The organism is Pseudomonas sp. ML2-2023-3 (assembly GCF_037055275.1).
Taxonomy (GTDB): Bacteria; Pseudomonadota; Gammaproteobacteria; order Pseudomonadales; family Pseudomonadaceae; genus Aquipseudomonas.
Map to the genome: position 1 here is coordinate 432,745 of NZ_CP146343.1, position 16,235 is coordinate 448,979.

Here is a 16,235-nt window from a genome sequence, read left to right on the forward strand (position 1 = left end):
AGGCTTCTAATGCGCCCCGTTGCCCAGATAGCTCAGTCGGTAGAGCAGGGGATTGAAAATCCCCGTGTCGGCGGTTCGATTCCGTCTCTGGGCACCACTAATACCGAACAAAAAGCCTCAGCCATGCGCTGGGGCTTTTTGCTTTCTGGGCCTCCCAAGACAGCCCTACGGGCCATTTTCGGTCCACGCCACAAACCAACACACGTCCCCACCCAACGCCCTAGGAAAGGCTCAGTAGCACAGCCTATAACCTTCTCGGCGACCTCGGCCTACGTAGAGGCCTTGCAAGCACCAGCATTCCCTCAACAAGCCATTTCTGCCCCCCGCCAACCTCACAGCAGCGCCGCATTACTTTCTCCCGTTCGCACGCTGCGGTGTCTTCACCGCTATTTTTCGCACAGAACCTAGTGGCAAAATGCCCTCAAGACCAGTAGTCTTCGTGCAGAGTTTGGAGATATTGCTAACGGGCTCGCTGGTATCACAAGTCAAGGAAGGCGCCACAACTATGTTCACAGCCAAGAATGGACTGCTCAAGCGCTGCCGAGCTGCATTAACTAACGCCGTGCACGCACATCAGCATCTTCGTCCCCCTTACCCAGCGCTAAAAAGTCCTCTTGGCACATCAACACCCCCAGCCACGAAACCCGAAAGACATCGCTCATGCAATCTTGCGGTACTCAGCGATGACATGCAGCCCCAAGACACCGCTGCCAACCATCAGTACAAATTCCTATCTTCAGCCTCATGTGCGGAGTCTCAGATGACTTGTAAGTCAAAAAAAATAAAAGCCGCATTAGCTATCTTACTGTCCATGCTTTGTCTAGAAGTCGCTCACGCCTCGAACGCCGAGCTTACCACCGCAGTTAAGGAAAGCATTCAGCAAGAGTTTGGCAAAAACGCTGAGCTCAAATCAGTAGTAATAAAAGATCTAACTCTTATTCAAGAAGGCGATAATAAATATCGTGGGCTTCTTGAAGTATCAAGCCCTGATGGCGAGGAAAAATTAGCCGTCAGCGTCACAACTGATGGGGAAAATTTAATCTGGGAAATAGCGGATTAACTCTAGGTGCCCGCCAACCGACCCATGGCTTGTTTAATTACGAAAGCCAGTATTAATAACAACGTACTACCCAGTGGCATGACAGACATCATATAACTTATATACTATCAGACAGTTGGAGAAGCAAATGGCATACACATCAATAATTTTCAAAAACCCTCATACGGGCGCAATGAAGGAAGCTCCCGTTGGCTTCTCATGGACAACACTCCTTTTCGGCTGCTTCCCTGCACTTTTTCGGGGAGACTGGAAATATACGTTAATTCAGTTTGTTCTGGCCATATTTACAATGGGTTTGAGTAATATTATTTTTGCCTTTATATATAACAAACTTTACATAAAAGACTTAATAGGCGCAGGTTTTAAAGGCCAATCAATTGCAAGCGGAGACATGAATTTTGCCTCAGCAAAAATTGGCATGCAAATACCAATGCTAGAAACTGCCTAAATTTGTACGCTGTAGCAGAAACAAGACCCCTCATGCCTGTGAGGCCATTGCCTCGCAGGCTCGTCGGACTTGTTCAAGATGTCCTCTCCTTTAGCATTCCAGACATGGCGAGTCGGCTGCACATTTTGCAGTGCCAGGAACGTGTTGATCGAGCTTTCCAATACGAGAACCGAACTGAAACTCCCATAAACCGCAGCCAAGAAATCAAACCACTAATCCTGCAGACTCGCAGCAGAATAAACCAAAGATAAATTAGTAATACACAATAGAAACCATCACTCACACAAAGATAAACCCATGAAGAAAATCACTAAGCTCGCTATGCTATCAGCACTAATATCACTGGTGGGCTGCAGCCCTCAAGAAACCCCATCTTCCACTGTAGAAGAATTCATTTCCGCGACAGAAAATGAGAATGCTGCGGAAGCAGCAAAGTATTTAACTCCAGAGGCTGCACTCTGGCTCCCCATGATGATTGCAGCCGCTCAAGAGCCAGGTCGCGCTGAAATCATAAAAGAAGAGATCAGTGCAGATGGAAATTCCGCAACGGTCTACGTTAAAAACCCCAACGGCAAGGAACAGCCACTTCAGCTAATAAGATCTGAAGATAACTGGAAACTAACTATAACCATCAGAATGGGAGCGGCGCAGCAACCCGAACCAAAAGCCAAAAACTCCACCACACTTCCATTTACCGGTAAGAGCTTCTTCAACTTCTACGGTGGCACTGGAACTCAACAAAGCATCACTATCAACCAAAGTGGGCTCGCACGAATAGAAAGCTATGGGACATCAGGAACCTTCATTGAGTACGAAGGGCCTTACAGCAATACAATAAAAACAAAATCACAAACACTAAAAATTGACGACAATCAAATATATCTAATATCAAATGGAGAAATAGAAAAGGGCTGCGTAGACGAAGTTACTGCGTGTGCTTCAGAGCTATATCCAGAGTAACCTCCACATCCAAATCCTCCTAACTGAGTACTTTTTATTTACCAAAAGACGCTCAGCTGCTTTCGCAGTCACATTGATCATAGGACTACTTCTTGGCCTCCATTTTCTCGACATGATGAAAACTCCACGTTGGAAACCGTGGAGTTAGAGTTGATGACAAAATCATACATATATTATTTTCCTGGCCTGAAACCAAAAGCCCAAAATACTTGGGCTTTTTCAATTCACTCAACGCCAGGAAACCACCATGATCAACGTCACTATTTGTACCCGGCGCGTACAAGCCAGCATCAGTCAGCGCCCCCAGCCACCAATCATCTTTCGCATCGCTCCAACAGCCGCATGGAAGAATGCAGCCCTGCCGCGCCACTTCTCCGCATCACTAAAACTCAAGTTCGAGCGCTAGCTGAAGAGTAGCGCCTACCCTCCCTGTCCTCACTCTCACCCCATGGCCAACTCGGCCATGGGGTTTTTTCGTTTCTGGAGAACCAACAATGACCAACCCAATTACCGCACTACGCCTGAAGACTCGCGAAGCAGCCAAAGTTGGCCAGTACTCGACCGGCCGCATCACTTACGAAGTTCTCGCTGACGAAGGCCGGGACAACATCTGGATTCGCATCATGAACAACGATAGCTCCGGCTGGTTCTCTCGCGAATTGCTGACCATCGAAAAGATCGAGGCCTGCGTCGAAGGCATCAAGGAAGGTGAAGCGATGTTGTCAAAACGCTTTGCTGCCGCCTTTAAGTCTCGCTCGGCGAACAACGCCGGGTTCCTCGCTGCCGCTCTGCGTGCCGAAGGGCTGCTGCTGCCAGCCCCCGAGCAGACCAGCCGCCACATCCTCGGTGAAGACTGGGAAGCCTGGAAAACTGGCCTGCTAGACCTGCCAGGAGATCTGATCGACTTGGCACCTGAAGAGAAAGCGACCGCCAAAGCCACCCCAGCCAGCACCACCGACGCATCAGACACCAGCGACGATGACGCAACGGACGACGATCTGCCTGCGCCTGACAACTCTGAAGCGCCAGCCACAGAACATACAAAAGCCAAGAAAGGGCAGTGCAAAGGCTGATCAGGAGGATTCGCGATGCAACGCATAAGCACACCTGCTGAAGTGTCAGGACTAGAGGACGAAGCGATTCGTCGGTATGTCGAACGCAGGATCGGCGAGATCCAACTCGACGCAGATCAGTGGACCAACGATTTTGGACAATTCTTCATCGTCGAACCCGGCGACAGCATGGGTTCGCTGGAAGAAGCAGCAGCCTGGCCACTGTTCCAAAGCCACTTTACCGACAACTCACCCACCTTCGAGTGGGTCGAGGCATACGATGGGATCTACGAGATTGCCTACATCCTATCGGATAGCGGCCAATTCATCGTCGTGGTCGTTCCTGCCGACCACCGCATCGACAAAGCCCTACTGACTTTCTGCCAGCAGCATGCAACCAAACCATATTCCTCACCACCCCAGCCCTGACCATTACCGGGCGAATCACGCCTACTAGTGCCATGACCGTTTTAAGGCCCTTTTTCCCTACCTTTTAGGAGTTGATCGATGATCTCCTCAGCTTTGCTTACCCGATTCCAAACAGGCCGCCTATTCGCCACTCCCGCCGCTCTGGCCGCTCTGGCCGCGCCGCTGGAGCACAACATCACGCCCCTTTCACTGCTCACCCACCACGTCACCGGTGACTTCGGCCATATATCTCACGCTGACCTTCAGGCCAACGAGCACGCTATCGAGCACGGTGGCCGGATTCTCTCCAGCTACCAGCTCGAACCTGGATGCGCCCTCTGCGCCTGGGTCATCACGGAAGCAGATCGATCGTCAACCTGCGTGCTAATGCCGGACGACTACTGACTTGGATTGCTGGAAGCGATAGTGCCTGCCCTCCCTGCCCTCACTTCTTGGATCGTGATCGACCCACAGTGAGGGCAGGGAGGGCAGGCACGTTTCAGCAGCATCGCTTCCGAACCGAGCCACTCCGACCGGAAATGGACCGACCGACCGCTGGAAAACAAATCGAAAGCTTTCCCCGCCCCACCTAGCGCCTTGCTAGGCGACACCTCATACCCCTCCCATCAAACAGTCACCCACCCAGGCACAAGGATTCCACAGTCTCGACTCGACCGAGCAAAAGCTCTTGACTTTAATCGACGACAAGTGGATTAATCTGCGTCGCAAAACATGCAGTACACGAGTTGCGACGTACTCAGACGTTCGCTAGGGATTCCACAAGTTGTGGTGTAGACCCCGAATAAAAGGCCGCAATGGCATTAGTCTCACAGTGCTTCCCAAAGCACTGATAAACACCGCAAGCTGTTGCGTTAACCAGCGCCTACGTTCTTCGTAGGGCCACCACTTGCAGAGCCAGACTCGTCTGGTGGAAGCAGGTTTGTAACCATGAGGGGTTGCTGGCATCGGAGCCAAAATCACGATAGGGAAATGCCAGCTGATTCAGCTGTGCATGGGGAAAAGCCCGAAGATAACGTTTTCCCGCTGACTTGAAACTCAACTTTCAGCGCGGGATACAAAATCATGAGCTTTACGTACGCTTTCGTGCGACACGTCCGTGTCGCGCATCTCAATCAAAGTCTTGGGTACATCCTAGGGCTATCCGTAGCGCATCAACTTGAACTGTCTCGGACTGACCATGGGAGCATCGCCCATGACTAGTCGCACCACGCTCAAGCTGACCAATCGTTCCATCGGACAGGCTGTTCATAACGCGGTTTCGCGTGCGACTTGTACCGAACACTCCGACCACCAGGTGACGGGGCTAAAGCTACAGGTCTATAAGAGCGGCCGGAAAATCTGGTGGCTCAGGTACACGCTCAACAGCGAGAAGCAGGCCATTCGTATCGGCGAGTGGCCTGGCATTGACGTCGATGCCGCTCGAAGCATCGGCCGGGAGATGCGAGCTCTTGTGGATCGAGGTATTGATCCGAAGGTAGACCAAGAGCGCACCAAGGCTTCGATGCCTTTCAAGCTGTACGCCGTCGACCACTACCTGCCATGGGCACAGCAGTACAAGCAGTCGGCCAACAGCGATGAGTCGAAGGTACGCAACCATCTAGTCCCTGCCTTTGGAGAAAAGCGGCTGCGCGACATCGGTACTCGTGATGTCCACATGTACCTCGGCAAGCTTCGGGTGACGTTGGCGCCGGCCACCTGCAATCGGCATCTGGCCCTGCTGTCGAAGATGTTCAAACTGGCCGCACAGTGGGGCGAACTGGAGGGCAAGAATCCCTGCGAGGGCATCGACAAGTTCAAGGAAAGTCTGTCGCATCAGCGGTTCCTGAACCAGGACGAGACTCGTCGGGTCATGGCTGCCGCCCAGCAAGAGGCTAACAAGTACGCCGGAGCAGCCGTCCGGCTTCTTCTGCTGACTGGGGTTCGCCGCGAAGAAGCGCTACAAGCTCGCTGGGAGCACGTCGATCTGGAACAGGCAACGTTGTTCCTGCCGAAGACCAAGTCGGGCAGAACGCGCTACGTCGTACTCAACGACGCAGCTCGCGGCCTGCTGGCTGATCTACCCCGCGTGAAAGACTCGCCTTGGGTCTTCCCCGGCAAAGATCCGATGAAGCCGCTCTGCAATGCCCGCAAAGCTTGGCACCGCATCCTCAAGGCTGCTGGTGTGGAGCAGGTCCGCATTCACGACCTGAGGCATTCGCACGCAAGTCTTCTGGTGAACCAGGGGGCCACGCTCTACCAAGTGCAGGCGCTTCTCGGGCATGCCAGCCCTCAGACCACTCAGCGCTACAGCCATCTGGCCTCTAAAACCCTGCGGGATGTCTCGCAGCTGGTTTCCGATGTAGTAACCAAGGCCTCCTGACCCCGATTGCTTACCCGCCGCCTGCCAAGGCGGCTGGGTCTCTTTTTTTCGAGAACCGACACATGATCACCCTGAACCTGTTCAACTCCATCAAAAGCCGCCGTCCGACCAAGACCGAAAAGCTCTCGCTGCCGAACTTCCTCGACTTCTTCCGCCGTGCGCAACATGCCCCGCTCGCTGACAAGATGGATGGCAATCTCTTCACCATGTGCATCTGCGAACCTAGGCAGCCCCATATAAAGGACAACATCCAGTCGGTCTCGGGGATCGTGCTCGACATTGATCAGCCCCAAAAAAACGCAGCAGTTGTCGAGTTGATCACGCGACTGGAAGCCACTGGAAAAGCCCACATCGTATACACCACTTACTCCTCGCAAGGAGAGGCTCTCAAGCTCCGCGTGATGCTGCCGTTTGCTCAGCCTGTTTCGGCATTAGACTACGGGGATAAGAGTGCGGTCGAGCGTGCCGCGAAGCTGGTCGGTCTACCGACTGACCCCGCCAGCCTTCGTATAGCACAGCTTTACTTCCTGCCGTCCTGCCAGCCGGGAACCGAGGATGGCCACGTCGTGAAGGTAAGTGAATCCTCGGAAGGTTGGACCCTTGACTGTCTGCCCGCGCTTGAAGATGGCGACCGTGAGCGTTACCTCAGCAAGCCCGCCCAGTCTTCACGCCGAGCAAAACGATCGGAGGAGTCCAGCAAGGGTTTGGAAATCGTCCAGCTGATGAAACAGGTGCTGAAACATCTATCCCCGATGATCGCCCCGATCTACGCGGAAGGACGCTTCTACATCTACGCCGAAGGCAGCTGGTGGAGCGTAAGCGAGAAGCAGCTGTGCAAACTGATCATGACCGAGGTCTTTCCAGATGAAATCACGCGGCGGCAAGCCCAGGAGATCGTAGACGAGCTGGCAGCACGCTACGGACATGAGACCTTTCCGCTCTCGCCGTGGCTGGAGAAGGGGGCGCAGTGTGCCCCACTGATCGCCCTTGAGAACGGCACTCTCAATCCGCGTACCGGCAAGATGGTGAAGTCGAAGCCCGACCATTACCTGCGCAGCGTCATGGACTATGCCTACGATTCGGCTGAGACCTGCGAGCTGTGGCTGCAATTCCTCGACGACGTGTTTGCCCCTGACGAGGACAAGGCGCAAAAAATCGCCCTACTTCAGGAGTTCATGGGTTACCTGCTGATCCCCAGCACTCGCTTCCAGAAGATGCTGTGGATGGTAGGACGAGGCTCTAACGGCAAGAGCGTGATCAACGAGGTCATTGCCATCCTTCTCGGTGATGCCAACATCTCTTCGATTCCTCTGCATCGCCTGTCGCAACGCTTCCAGGCGGCGGAACTGATCGGCAAGCTCGCCAACCTCAACGATGAGCTGCCGGCAAACGTTCCGCTGCAAGATGACCTGCTCAAACAGGCAGTCGCAGGCAACCTCATCCAGGGCGAACGCAAAGGCAAAGACCCCTTCTACTTTGCCCCGTATACCCGCTTTGTGGTGGCCATGAACCAGCTGCCGCGCGTCAACGACACCTCCCACGGGTTCTTCCGGCGGGTGTTGCTGCTGCCGTTCAATCGCGTCATCCAACCCCACGAACAGGACCGCGACTTGGTCCGTAAGCTCCACGAAGAACGCGCTGGCATCTTTGTCTGGGCCTTGGAGGGTCTCCAGCGGCTTCTCAAGAACGACGATTTCACCAAGGTGCCGTCGAGCCTCTCGGCTCTAGAGGAGTTCAAGCAGGAAAATAACCCGGTGGAATTGTTCTTCAGAGACATCATTCTGCTGGACGAAAATGGCAAGGTTCGACCTGGCGGAAAGGTGCTGATCGCTGACATCTACCAGCTGTACCGCGACTACTGCTCGGCCACCGGCTGCATTCCTCTTGGACTGCCCCGCCTTGGCCGAGAGCTGACGGGATTGGGCGTCACGGTGCTTAAGTCTAATGGCAAGCGCTACTACCAGCTGCTGGTAAAGACCCTGGAGGAAGCCGGATTGGTGAGTGAGTGCAGAGAGCGGGGGACGGCCCCTACTGGCCCTCAGCTTGCCAACATCGACGATGAACTGGCTGCCTGAACCTCAACCGCCTGAAAACTCGAAGCGCACAGTCCTTGATGGGCTGTGCGCTTTTTTCTTTCAGAGGTATCAACTACCCTCCAGCATCCTGATGACCGGATCGCCGATTAGCTCGATGTCGTCCTGCCTGCTTAAGCGCATGCGCTTAGCCGCCTAATTGCCCGACCACTGGTCTGACAACTGCATTTGCACTGAACACCGTTTGCATCTGGCTTGACCAATTCAAGCTGAAGAAAACGGCCGGCAGAGAACGGCCGATTCTGTTGAAAAAGTCGGCTTCGGTTTCCACGGCAGAAAAGTACGCGTCGGAGATTGAAATCCATGCTTTGCGCAGAATGTTCAGGGCTCAGATTTGACATAGCAGCATGCAAAATGGACGTTCTCACTGCCCAATGCATGGGCGGCTAGGCCGTGGCGACTTTTTCAACAGAATCGGCCAAAAGCAGCCTGTCGAATGTCTAGATTTCGCGATTACGAGCAGGGTCTAATGCAGTGCCGACCCTGCTTAGGGGGGTGGAAGGCTTGAAGCAGAGCGACGGTGAAATGCATGGGTGTGGTGCCTGACGTATATTTTTTTAGTAATCAGTGACACGTCATTTCGCGGTCGATAGGATGTGGTCCTCAAAGCTTACCGCACAATGGACTGTCGAGATGGATGTTGAACACCAGTGGTACGAGGAGCTACCAGAGCAATGCCCTCCTTCGGATGCCTTCGGCCTCCAAGAGTTCGTCTGCTTCCGTTTGTGCGCAAGTGAGGCACCTCAAGAACAAGACTTCCTTTCCCATCGAGCACTTTTTCCAGCGAAAAAATTCTCGACGCCAGAGTGCCAAGCTCGGGCCATCTCCGTCTTCACAAAGCCGGAAGACCTCGATCCTGTAATGAAACTGGCGATTCATAGGCAGAAAGCAAAAGTAAAAATTGTTCTCGGCAGAGAGGATGGCGTCGCAAAAAAGACCGGACAAAGTAGCCACTACTCATGGTGGCGTTCCCGAAGCTTTCAAATGAGCGGCGTTACCGAGGAAAGTGCATGAAGACGATTAAGCTTTTGCACACGCTCCTTGAATACGATTTCCCTCAAGTCTTCGTGGCAAATGACACAATCGGACGCCGCTATATTTGTATGGTTTCTGAAGTGACCGAGGCAGGTCACTCTTTTCTCTGCGTCCCAGTTTCAATTCAGCGCTGTGAACAGCTTCTAACAGGAAAAATTGATCTTAGAAGTGTTTACGAAGAGCCTGAGGTGTCGGAGTTTTACACGGCTACACCAGATGATTTAACGGCCCAGTTTGAGATTTCATTTCTGCCTTCGTTTCAAGTCACTCCCGACATACTTCCTGATCCGGGGCTTGAGTTCTTTTTCAATGACGAGGTCCTTGTAAAAGCCCAAGAGCTGAATACGACGGTGGCGTTTGCCTCTCTATCTGTGCCAGAGTCGAAATACGAACCCCGCATAAGAACTCGCAAACTTTCAGCTTTCTTGAATATATATCAGTCTGTAATTAAGAACCTAGCAAGAGCATCTTCTAAGTCGATGGGTAAGCCCATACCTAAAAATGAAGAACCGTACGAGTCGGACGTATTCGGATTTGGTTTTGGCTCATTTACAGTTCAGGTGCGCAGTTCAGAACGCTGCGACATGCTGGGAGAAAATAAGGCATTAATCGTTGCATTTCAGAAGCTGAATGAGTTTCTCGATGCGACAGATAATGCAGATAACGCCGTAGAATTCCTACTCAATGTCAAGGGGCACGCTGCATCCTCGTTACTCGGATTACTAAATTTTATCGCAGAAAATAACTGTCAGCTTACTAACCGCTGGTCCACCCCAGGAATGAGCAAGTCTAGCGTAAGCAAAATTCGAGTTGCGAGCGCTCATAATATTATTCAGCGGTGTCGCACCCGTCAGGATATTGGGGTTGAATCCTTAGAACTCGTAGGGATTGTAGATTCCGCTGACGTTACTGCTGGGGCTTGGAAAATCTACGTCGAGGACGTCGCTTACAGTGGCGGAGTCGGAGAAGATTCAGGAGTCAATCTTGCGGGGATAATTCTGCGCGACCGCTACATATTTCGCTGTGAAGAGCGCATTGAGATGTTGGGAACGGGACGAGAGGTGAGAAAAATCTATCTCACGGGGTTTGAGCCTGCATCGTAGATCTAACTGCGCTGACTCTGGTCGTCTGCTATTTAGCTGATTCCTGGCTATAACGAGGGGCGGAAAACGACCCATAACTGCCCTTCGTAGAGGGCAATTAACGGCCAAAGGAAATCGGTCAGGTGAGTCTAATAATTTAGCTGCGATTCAGTAGCAGCTGTTAAGCGGCGGCAAAAAATCTTAGGCAATACTATATTGGCCTAGGGTAGATACTTAGGTAATATCGGATCAATAAACACGAGATCTGTGGGGAATGATACTAGCCCAACACGAACCATTAGGTCTGACCGGTCGTATCTCGCTCCCTTTCTTCATTGGGTTCGAAGTGGCCATGCGCCGTGGGGCTCCGCCGGGACTTGATTGAAGTTTGCGCGGCACGTTAATTTACAGTGGGGTAGGGATAGTCCTTCAAAAACAATGAACAATAGCCAACGTGAAAACCAATGGACGCAATGGATAGAAGACAACAAGCACTTGATGGAGCACCCTGTAAACTTTGAGGTGCGATTTGTTGAGCAGATACTGACAAGAATCCCTGAGATAAACCCCAGCCATGTAAAGGCCCAGTTTCCGTTTAAAGACCAGAATAGTGGCAATAGACGCATTGACTTCATGATACTTAATGAGCAGAAAGGCATTCGTTTAGCGATTGAAATTGACGGTTTGGGGAAGATTCAAAATCAAGATCAAAGTGTTAACCATAATCGCTGGAATGACCTTCTTTCTCGACAGAATGGACTATTGCGCGCTCTAGGGTGCATGCTGCTACGCTATTCAAATAAAACCTGGCTGAATGAACCAAAATTTGTAATCCAAGAAATTCGCAGCGAACTACTTAAGCAAGAATTTGACTACTCTAGCGCTGTGGAAGCCAAGCTGCGCATAGCGAATGAAAAAAATCGTCTTGAACGTGAGATCACACAAAAGAACCTGAAGATTGCCGAGTTGCAAAAAGATCAACAAAAAACGGTGCAGCTCCAAAGCAAATACAATACATTATTAAGCAGCAGCGCGCAGCTGCAAAAAAATCTAAGCAATCGAGAGCAAGAAACTGTTTACTATAAATCTTCTCGCGATGATTCCATTAAGGATTACGAGCACACTAAAAGAGAGCTTGGAAACCTTGCAGAAAAAAATCCCAACATGGCAATCAACCAACCTGAGCAACTTCAGCAAGCGGACTCACAGACCGCGCAAGCTGCAAAAGACCATATTTCCAGCGTTGCTGCTGGGGCAAGCTTGGGTATGTCATCTGCCGAAGCAGAGCGAACCTTTAGTCAAAAAGAATTAGCTCTGATCACTGAGCAGTTGCTAACTATATTGGAGAAAAGCAATAAGTCTAAACTGCCTGAGTCTAGAAAAATACCGCTGATTGTTTTTGTATCCGTGCTGATTGCAAGTGTCACGATTGGCTTTTTTATGCACTCAAATAGCCAGCCTCAGCTTGCAGTTTCGACCCGTTACGTCACTCCGCCGGAGTCAGATAGTAATACGTCTTTAGGTGCATCTAACGTTCCGACCAACGATCATTTAAGCACAACAGAAGCGAGCAGGCATGTCGGTGAGAAAACAACGCTCTGCGGAAGAATTGTACAGATTCGAGAGACTGACAAAGTCACTTACTTGAATTTCGACAAGCCTTATCCAAATAGTACAGTTACCGCTGTAGTTTGGAATGAGTACGCAAAAAATTTCTCTGGTGTTAATCAGAAAATAAATAGTACAGTCTGTATTGAGGGACAGATCAGCAGCTACAAAGGTAAGCCCCAAATCACCCTGCGCGACCGTGCGCAGTTAATAACCAAGTAGGTAAATAATGTATAAGTCACGATTAATCGCCGTGCTCATCAGTTTGTTTTTCACTAAATTTGCTATGGCCGCCAATACGATAGAGGCCAGCAAGGCACCTTTCCATGTTGGCGAGACATTGTTAGTCTGCGGGCAAGCAGTTGAGGTCAAAAAACTAACTAATCGTACAGTTATCAACTTTGACAAGCCCTATCCAAACCAGCCATTGGCCGTGATAATTTGGAATTCTGATACAGCAGGTTTTGAAAAAAAGTTTGGCAGCCTCGCGGGGATTGAAGGGGGGAAAGTTTGTGCCTATGGTGAAATAGTAGATTACAAGGGAAGTCTGCAAGTTATTGTGAAAAAAGACAGCTACTTAAGATTGATGAAGAATTAAAATATATTGATTTATTCCTTTTTCGTGATCGCGCCTCACTTTGGGTAAGCTTCTCGGGCCGCTGTATTGCTCCAGAGGGACTGCCTACGATCAGGCGCATTTTTGCGCTCCGCATGGCTAAGCGTTCGCTCTGATCATTGGCCTTCTTGTTTTCCAGCCGGAAGGCTATGGTGAGGCGCTCTGGTTTTTCATACGCCGCGACCGTCCACTTTGGGCCGTGTGCGACCGGTCGTCACTACAGCATATATTGGTCAGGAGGAAAGCAGCTGGATGGTCAAGTCAGTGCAATTACGCCTCCCAGGGAAATAGATCATGATTACCGTCAATCAAGCTGAGCGCTGTGCCTCATCGCCGTCTACTAACGATCACCTCGTCAACCTGTATGCACGCGCTCTCCATGGTATAGATCCCGCTATGCTTGACAATTCACTGCAAGAACGAACCCTATATAAGGGCTTGTCTGGTCTGTTCCTATCATCAGCTCCAGACGGTTACGAGCACGCAAAAAACAGAATCATGGTTGTGGGACGGGAGACAAGGGGCTGGAATGTCCTCAAAAACGATCCATACGACGGGCTGGAAGACTACATCCGGCGGTCAGTGGCACTGCATTCAAGTTTCCAGAAAAGCCAGCAGAGCAGGCCCCTGGCGAAAGGATGTACGTTCTTCAACTTCATGCGCGCAGTCGCCGAAACATCAGGCAGAGACGGGCTAATTTGGGCGAACCTTTTCTGCTTCGACTTCAACCGAACCAACCCGATGCTTGGACCGCACGCAGACATCGTCAAGCACTACTCGGAACTGCTGCTCAAGGCACAGATCGAAGCACTCAAACCCGACATCGTGATCTTTGCGAATGGCGCTAGCAGCGCCAAAGTCCGCGCAGCCTACTTCCCATACAAAGGCATGGAGCGCGTTTGCTTCAATAGCAGAAATTTTACGGACCACGGCATCAGCGAGAAACAGCTATGGACGTTCGAGATGGCCGATGGCCTTCAGTCCTACCGCATCCAACATCCGAGTGCCATCAGCAAGCAGGCAAGAGCTGCAAGGGAGTATTTGGTGCGCTTGTTGCCAGTAGCTCGACTGTCCTGTGCCGGGTAGAACGTGTCAACACATGCCGATATCCACACCATCCAGTCGATTGCCGGAACTACTTTCCGAACGAACTCTCGATGCGACCCAAAAACTTGCCAGTCGCTCGCCGGGCCATCGTGCGGAACTCGTCAGGCATTAAGCCCATCACCTGCTGGGACCAACACGGCTCGATCAAGGACATCGCGGCACTGTTTTAGAAGACGATCACTCAACGAAATCCTTCACCCATGGACGGGCCGCTTTAGGCCCGCAAGGTCCTTGATGAATCGACGGAGATCACAGCCATTGCAAAGGCCTTCGACTTGAAAATCCCCGTGTCGGCGGTTCGATTCCGTCTCTGGGCACCACATTCAGTTTTGATGTGGTGTTTACATCACTTCAAAACAAAGAAAACCCGCCTGGTGCGGGTTTTTTTTTGGCCGCGATTTAGCTACGCGCCCGGGTTCGTTCACCCATGACTGCGTCTTTGCCTTGACCCCGGTGCCTCATTACTGAGGCTTCCCGGCGGGTCGGATCGAGTCCCATTCGGTCACGTAGGCCACTTTGGACTGTTTGTTGAAGAGGCAAAGCTCAGTACCACGCTGGCCTTTCATGTGTTTCTGCGGGTATTGACCCTGCAGCAGAATCGCGGTGTAGCCCACCCGATCATCAAACTGCGCAGGAGCGCCGATGGGGGTCGCCTTTTTCAGGGTGCTTGCATGGGTACAACGGGCGAGTACGTCCTTGTCGTAGGTCGCCCACGCATCGGAGCTTGAAGCGTGCGCTTGAACGGCAAAAGCGGTCAGACACAGGAAGGTCAGCGAGGTGATTTTCATGATTCGGTGCATTCCACACGTTCGGCTTGTTGTCTGACATGTGAGCGAACCGGGTGAGATAGGTTCCCGGCTGGCCCGGTTTCACATCCGATAATTGGCTCAATCCATGATCCTCGCTTGGTGATCCCCAAAACCTGAGGTTCAATACCCCCTTAGCCCGTAAAGGACACACGTTCATGGCAACGCCAAAGAAACAGCAAAAGCACGCGCAGCGGGCCAAGACCAAAGCCAAGCAGAACCGCATCGGCAAGCCGGGCAAAGCTTCGGCTGGCACACTGATCGACAATCCGTTCGATGACGTAAAAATCGACCTCAGCACGTTCAACTTCCAGGACATCCTCGACAACGGCTTTGACCCCGCCGATTACGACGACTTGTTCCAGGCCATGAAAGCCGCCGAGGCCACCAGCCTGCAAACGATGTGCACCGTGTTCCTGCAATACCCGGTACTGGAACTGGTGATCTCGGAAGAGGAAGAAGAACCTGCCACTGACTTCCTGATGGGCCTGTTGATCGAGTACCGCATTGCCGTCTATGGCGATGACGAAGACAGCGCCGTGGCCTGGATCGAAACGCCAGCATTCCAGAAAGCCTACGTCGAAGCCTCGCGCCTGCTGACCGAGCGCAACGCCCGGAGCGCGCACTGACAGTAGCCCTGCTCGAACCTGTCAGCCGGGCGTTTACCGAGCCTGCTGCTGACGGTTACCTGCTGGGCGGTTTCGAGTGGCGCCAACCCACACCAGACACCTCACGCGCAGTGGTGATCATCAACGCCGCCACCTCGGTGCGCTGCCTGTACTACTCGCGGTTTGCCCACTACCTGTTCAGCCACGGCCTGGACGTGATGCTGTTCGACTATCGCGGCATTGGCGCCTCGCGCAGCGGATCGTTGCGCGGTTTTGAAGCCACGTGGTCGGACTGGGGCGCGCTGGACGCTGAAGCCCTCCTCAAGCGTGCACAGCGCGAATACCCCGGCCAGCCGATCGATGTTGTCGGCCACAGCTTTGGCGGCTGTGCAGCGGGCCTGATGGCTTCTGGGCAGGCTATTCGCCATCTGGTGACCGTGGGCGCGCAATTTGCTCACTGGCGCGACTACGCGCCGGCACAGCGCTGGCAGATGCTCGCCAAGTGGCACGGGGTCATGCCATTGCTGACCCGCGTGTGCGGTTATTTCCCTGGCAAGCGCCTGGGCTGGCTAGAAGACACCCCGTCGGGCGTGGTCAAGGACTGGAGCGCCTTGAGCACACGCTACGAAAACCTCCCCAGCGCGCGCAACTTCGCAGCCCTGCCCTTTGGCTCCGTTACCGCCAAAACCCTCGCCATCAGCCTGAGTGACGATCCCTTCGGCACCGTAGCCGCTATCGAGCGCTTGCTGGGTTACTTCAGCGCCAGCTCGCGTACGCATCTGCGCATCCAGCCGCAAGACATCGGCGAAACAGCCATCGGCCATTTCGCGTTTTTTCACAGCCGCTTTCAAAGCAGCTTATGGCCGATTGCCTTGCAGTGGTTGCAACGAGGGGAATTGGCGACGGATGTGCCGGGAAAGGTGATCAGTAACACCCCCTGAAAGACCGCACTGCCTGTATCGCGAGCAAGCC

General features: G+C 52.5%; 17 protein-coding genes, 1 tRNA gene and 1 pseudogene. 17 read left to right on the plus strand and 2 right to left on the minus strand.

Annotated elements, in window-relative coordinates; all coding sequences use genetic code 11:
- Positions 1 to 21 precede the first annotated feature (21 nt).
- From V6P94_RS01850 to V6P94_RS01860, 3 genes are all read left to right on the plus strand, one after another.
- A tRNA-Phe gene (locus V6P94_RS01850) sits at positions 22 to 97 on the plus strand.
- Between the two features lie 663 nt (positions 98 to 760).
- On the plus strand, positions 761 to 1,060 hold the full coding sequence (locus tag V6P94_RS01855; protein ID WP_338648953.1) for a hypothetical protein: 300 nt from the start codon (positions 761 to 763) through the stop codon (positions 1,058 to 1,060).
- Positions 1,061 to 1,187: 127 nt separating this feature from the next.
- The gene (locus tag V6P94_RS01860; RefSeq protein WP_338648955.1) at positions 1,188 to 1,508 is read left to right on the plus strand and encodes a hypothetical protein; all 321 of its coding nucleotides are present in this window, start codon (positions 1,188 to 1,190) and stop codon (positions 1,506 to 1,508) included.
- 30 nt (positions 1,509 to 1,538) lie between these two features.
- Here V6P94_RS01860 and V6P94_RS01865 read toward each other — a convergent pair.
- A pseudogene (locus V6P94_RS01865) lies at positions 1,539 to 1,693 on the minus strand (IS630 family transposase); the annotation flags it as partial.
- A gap of 112 nt (positions 1,694 to 1,805) precedes the next feature.
- On the opposite strand from V6P94_RS01865, the gene V6P94_RS01870 reads away from it, so the two are divergent.
- The 12 genes from V6P94_RS01870 (at position 1,806) to V6P94_RS01925 (ending at position 13,828) form a co-directional block, all read left to right on the plus strand.
- Positions 1,806 to 2,468 carry a hypothetical protein gene (locus V6P94_RS01870; protein WP_338648956.1) on the plus strand — a complete coding sequence of 221 codons (663 nt, stop codon included), beginning with the start codon at positions 1,806 to 1,808 and terminating at the stop codon, positions 2,466 to 2,468.
- Between the two features lie 247 nt (positions 2,469 to 2,715).
- Positions 2,716 to 2,874, plus strand: coding sequence for a hypothetical protein (locus V6P94_RS01875; protein ID WP_338648957.1), 159 nt, complete (start codon positions 2,716 to 2,718; stop codon positions 2,872 to 2,874).
- An 88-nt stretch (positions 2,875 to 2,962) separates the two neighbouring features.
- Positions 2,963 to 3,541 carry a hypothetical protein gene (locus V6P94_RS01880; RefSeq protein WP_338648958.1) on the plus strand — a complete coding sequence of 193 codons (579 nt, stop codon included), beginning with the start codon at positions 2,963 to 2,965 and terminating at the stop codon, positions 3,539 to 3,541.
- Positions 3,542 to 3,556: 15 nt separating this feature from the next.
- A complete protein-coding gene (locus V6P94_RS01885; protein WP_338648960.1) occupies positions 3,557 to 3,949 on the plus strand; it encodes a hypothetical protein in 393 nt (130 codons plus the stop codon).
- A gap of 78 nt (positions 3,950 to 4,027) precedes the next feature.
- Positions 4,028 to 4,333: a hypothetical protein gene (locus V6P94_RS01890; protein WP_338648961.1), complete on the plus strand. Its 306-nt coding sequence runs from the start codon at positions 4,028 to 4,030 to the stop codon at positions 4,331 to 4,333.
- Between the two features lie 808 nt (positions 4,334 to 5,141).
- A complete protein-coding gene (locus tag V6P94_RS01895) occupies positions 5,142 to 6,308 on the plus strand; it encodes a tyrosine-type recombinase/integrase (RefSeq protein WP_338648962.1) in 1,167 nt (388 codons plus the stop codon).
- Between the two features lie 62 nt (positions 6,309 to 6,370).
- On the plus strand, positions 6,371 to 8,383 hold the full coding sequence (locus tag V6P94_RS01900) for a phage/plasmid primase, P4 family (RefSeq protein ID WP_338648963.1): 2,013 nt from the start codon (positions 6,371 to 6,373) through the stop codon (positions 8,381 to 8,383).
- Between the two features lie 651 nt (positions 8,384 to 9,034).
- Positions 9,035 to 9,415 (plus strand): hypothetical protein, encoded by a 381-nt coding sequence (locus V6P94_RS01905; RefSeq protein ID WP_338648964.1) that lies wholly within the window; start codon positions 9,035 to 9,037, stop codon positions 9,413 to 9,415.
- A complete protein-coding gene (locus V6P94_RS01910) occupies positions 9,412 to 10,539 on the plus strand; it encodes a DUF6575 domain-containing protein (RefSeq protein ID WP_338648965.1) in 1,128 nt (375 codons plus the stop codon). Before V6P94_RS01905 ends, V6P94_RS01910 begins: the two co-directional genes overlap by 4 nt.
- 417 nt (positions 10,540 to 10,956) lie before the next feature.
- Positions 10,957 to 12,348, plus strand: coding sequence for a hypothetical protein (locus tag V6P94_RS01915; protein WP_338648966.1), 1,392 nt, complete (start codon positions 10,957 to 10,959; stop codon positions 12,346 to 12,348).
- 7 nt (positions 12,349 to 12,355) lie between these two features.
- On the plus strand, positions 12,356 to 12,724 hold the full coding sequence (locus V6P94_RS01920) for a hypothetical protein (protein ID WP_338648967.1): 369 nt from the start codon (positions 12,356 to 12,358) through the stop codon (positions 12,722 to 12,724).
- Between the two features lie 312 nt (positions 12,725 to 13,036).
- Positions 13,037 to 13,828 carry a hypothetical protein gene (locus V6P94_RS01925; RefSeq protein ID WP_338648968.1) on the plus strand — a complete coding sequence of 264 codons (792 nt, stop codon included), beginning with the start codon at positions 13,037 to 13,039 and terminating at the stop codon, positions 13,826 to 13,828.
- Between the two features lie 482 nt (positions 13,829 to 14,310).
- Here V6P94_RS01925 and V6P94_RS01930 read toward each other — a convergent pair whose 3' ends face one another.
- Positions 14,311 to 14,637, minus strand: coding sequence for a hypothetical protein (locus V6P94_RS01930; RefSeq protein WP_133079114.1), 327 nt, complete (start codon positions 14,635 to 14,637; stop codon positions 14,311 to 14,313).
- Positions 14,638 to 14,813: 176 nt separating this feature from the next.
- Here V6P94_RS01930 and V6P94_RS01935 point away from each other — a divergent pair, with 176 nt between their 5' ends.
- Together V6P94_RS01935 and V6P94_RS01940 are read left to right on the plus strand one after the other, a co-directional pair.
- The gene (locus tag V6P94_RS01935) at positions 14,814 to 15,284 is read left to right on the plus strand and encodes a hypothetical protein (RefSeq protein ID WP_133079113.1); all 471 of its coding nucleotides are present in this window, start codon (positions 14,814 to 14,816) and stop codon (positions 15,282 to 15,284) included.
- A 59-nt stretch (positions 15,285 to 15,343) separates the two neighbouring features.
- Complete coding sequence (locus tag V6P94_RS01940; protein ID WP_326427744.1) at positions 15,344 to 16,204, plus strand: alpha/beta fold hydrolase; 861 nt, start codon at positions 15,344 to 15,346, stop codon at positions 16,202 to 16,204.
- Positions 16,205 to 16,235: the final 31 nt, after the last annotated feature.